General features: G+C 47.7%; 4 protein-coding genes and 1 tRNA gene. 1 reads left to right on the top strand and 4 read right to left on the bottom strand.

Features of this window, described 5'->3' with window-relative positions; all coding sequences use genetic code 11:
* Positions 1-443: 443 nt before the first annotated feature.
* The 3 genes from LUQ50_RS05050 to aglJ form a co-directional block, all read right to left on the bottom strand.
* Positions 444-599: a hypothetical protein gene (locus tag LUQ50_RS05050; protein WP_300037123.1), complete on the bottom strand. Its 156-nt coding sequence runs from the start codon at positions 597-599 to the stop codon at positions 444-446.
* Positions 600-1,010: 411 nt separating this feature from the next.
* A tRNA-Gly gene (locus tag LUQ50_RS05055) sits at positions 1,011-1,081 on the bottom strand.
* A 24-nt stretch (positions 1,082-1,105) separates the two neighbouring features.
* Positions 1,106-2,047, bottom strand: a complete 942-nt coding sequence (aglJ, locus tag LUQ50_RS05060; RefSeq protein WP_300037126.1) for an S-layer glycoprotein N-glycosyltransferase AglJ — start codon at positions 2,045-2,047, stop codon at positions 1,106-1,108.
* A gap of 36 nt (positions 2,048-2,083) precedes the next feature.
* Between aglJ and LUQ50_RS05065 the strand changes: the two genes are divergently transcribed.
* The gene (locus LUQ50_RS05065; protein ID WP_300037129.1) at positions 2,084-2,650 is read left to right on the top strand and encodes a DUF99 family protein; all 567 of its coding nucleotides are present in this window, start codon (positions 2,084-2,086) and stop codon (positions 2,648-2,650) included.
* Here the strand turns inward: LUQ50_RS05065 and LUQ50_RS05070 are convergent.
* Positions 2,635-2,885: hypothetical protein (locus tag LUQ50_RS05070; RefSeq protein ID WP_300037132.1), on the bottom strand; the 251-nt coding region annotated here is incomplete at its 5' end. The two genes, LUQ50_RS05065 and LUQ50_RS05070, sit on opposite strands and share 16 nt — an antisense overlap.

The raw sequence follows: 2,885 nt of genomic DNA on the forward strand, positions 1-2,885 counted from the left end.
CCGATAGGAAAGGATATATTTTCATTCGGCTCTAGTTCATTAGTTCTTAGTTTTGTTTGCATTTTGGTCGATTCAAACATCACTAAGAACACATATATTTCTTGTTAATGGCAAAGTTAGGCAGCAAGATCCTCTCTGGTGATCGTCCCGATATCCCCCTGACCATCAACGATCACCCAGAGCAGATCATTTTCTGAATCAGGTTTCAGCCTCCCAACCTTCTCATATAGGACTTACGCGAAACGAATTGACACTTAAACATTTGGAAATTTCAACCTGCGTTAATTCGGTAAAATTCGTAGATATAAGTTAACATTTTGCTCGTTCTGCGTAAGTCCTATCATACATCACTGCTCCTTGTGGCAGGGCTCCATTGCCCGGGAACGCCTCCCACTCACTGAACAGACCCAGACCTGCTTTCCGTACTGAATATCCCAGACCACTCAATCAGTGGCTTTCGCATCGGTAGCCTCCCGTTGCCTTGGAAGATTCTGGTAACAAATCTCACAGACTGCAGTCTTCGTCTCCGGATCCTGCCAAACCGCCTTCTGATTATCACAGACCTGGTACCTCCCAAGATCCGTACTGATCCGGGTCATCAATCCAGGATTCAAAACACCGGGAAGAATCCGGAACTGTGATCAGCCCGCTTTACATTCAGAGCCGTGGATATCATTCGAGGCTGCCTGAAGCCCTCACTGGTAGCAGAGAACACTACCATATTCCCAGATCAGGTTATTTCCGCTATTGCCACCACATGAGCACCAAATCAATGGTCCTGAATAGCCTGATTCAAAGGATTCATCCAGAAAAATCTCTCCGCCCAACCGGATCCCTCTGATCTCTCATTGCGGAAAATTCCGCAATTTGTCCGCAGTTCCGCAACAACATATGAGAAAGTCAGGCTGCTCTGGAGACGTATTGGAATGCCCTAACTTACGTCACAAATGAACTATGGATGTCAAAGACTCAAAAAATAGATTAATATCGGCCAAAGGCCGTTTGTTCAATGCGATAACCGGGGATTGAACCCGGGCTAAAGGCTTGGGAAGCCTCTGTCATGCCACTAGACTATTATCGCAGATGCGATATATCCGTTGGACCTTTATTCATTTAAAGATTTATTACCAGTTCCCACTTCATCCCGCAGGTTCTGGATCTCATGGAGCATCTCCCGCTGGTACGCAAGCAGCATATCTGACTGGATTCCGAACATGAAAATCTGAAGCCCGGCGATCACAAGCAGCATTGCAAGAATCGTAAGTGGAATATGATCTATTTTTTTAAACCATTCGGTTACAATGAAGATCCCTATTCCAACACCACATAACGTAATCAACGCACCAATCAGGCCAAAATAAAAGATTGGGTTATTCAATTTGGCAAGCCGGTAAATCGTCCGCCCGATTTTAACACCATCGTGAATCGGATCAAGTTTAGTAACCGACCCAACCCTGACCCCGTACTGCACCGGAATCACCGCGACACGATCCTTGTTCTTAACTGCCTCAGATGATATCTCGGTCTCAATACCAAACCCCTCCTCGTAAAGATGCATCCGCCTCAGTGAGGAGAGAGTAAACGCCCGGTACCCGGAGAGGATATCATACAGGTATCTCCCGTGTGCAACCTTGAAAAGCCAGTTCAGAATCCTGTTCCCGGTAAGATTCAGGCGATGAAAGGATGAATAATTCGTTTCAACAAGCCGGTTTCCAATCGACTGATCAAATCCCATACCCAGAGGATTCAGGAGGTGAACTGCATCTTCGGGATCATAAGTTCCATCCCCGTCAAGCAGCAGAATATACGGTTTCTCAAGAAACGTAAGTGCCTGGATAAATGCATTACCCTTCCCTTTACCGGTCTGAACCACCACCCTCGCACCGGCGGCTGTGGCTATCTCCCTTGTCCGGTCAGTACTTTTCCCGTCAATAACCAGAACATCCCGATACCCCAGACTGATGAACTGTCGAATCAGGTCACCTATCGTCGGCTCTTCATTCAGGGTCGGAATGAGCACACAGACCTGATCCTTCTCGATATCCATTATATACATATTATCCCGGGCATATATGGTTCTTTCATGCAACTCCAGAAATCTGGCATCAGGGTACTGGGAATTGCAGAGAGTTGTGCATCCCGGCAGCAATCACACCTTTGTGGCTGCGTAATGCGTCGCGACCTTCATATCGACGGATTTGTATTCGGAAGTGTCACGGTCGGCGGTGATGACGCTACCACAGAGATACTCAGGATGATCCGGGAACTGGATCGTCATGACCTGAACCTGATCATGATCAGCGGCTGTGTCATTGCCTGGTACAACATCATCGACCCGGCAGTGATACACACCCACACCTCACTCCCGGTCATCTGTGTCTCGTATGAAGAGTCAGAAGGACTGGAAGAACATATCAGGCATCACTTTCATGGTGACGAAGAGCGGGTAGCCCGGTACCAGAGTCTTGGAGATAGGACTGAAATATATCTCCCGACCGGTTACTCCTTGTTTGCACGGGGTTGGGGAGTAACTGAAAAAGAACTTTCAAGAGCCTGTATCCTCTTCACTCATCATGGCAAGATTCCTGAACCACTTCGGGTTGCACGCATCGCAGCCCGAAGCGTGATGCAGTATCAGGCCCGGAAGTGATGCTGCGAGATGATCCGGTATCCTTTGTGCTCTGAATAATAATTCTCCTTCAGCCAGTCATCCATATACTCATCATCCCCGACATTCCCGGTTAGGGAGGTACATGAGGTATCAGCTGATTTCTGATAAATTCTGAGATCAACCAAGTCTCCGGGAGCATAATACCCGTCTTTCAGATTGATCTCCATTCTCTCACCCGGAGCGAAGAAATCACCACTGCACCCGGATCCACCGA

The organism is Methanospirillum sp., assembly GCF_028679455.1.
In the GTDB taxonomy this organism is placed as follows: Archaea; Halobacteriota; Methanomicrobia; order Methanomicrobiales; family Methanospirillaceae; genus Methanospirillum.

What these genes read in the sequence shown, in the direction of transcription:
- LUQ50_RS05065 (WP_300037129.1), top strand. Translation starts at nt 2,084, where the DNA reads ATGCAACTCCAGAAATCTGGCATCAGGGTACTGGGAATTGCAGAGAGT.
- LUQ50_RS05050 (WP_300037123.1), bottom strand. Translation starts at nt 599, where the DNA reads ATGACCCGGATCAGTACGGATCTTGGGAGGTACCAGGTCTGTGATAAT.
- aglJ (WP_300037126.1), bottom strand. Translation starts at nt 2,047, where the DNA reads ATGGATATCGAGAAGGATCAGGTCTGTGTGCTCATTCCGACCCTGAAT.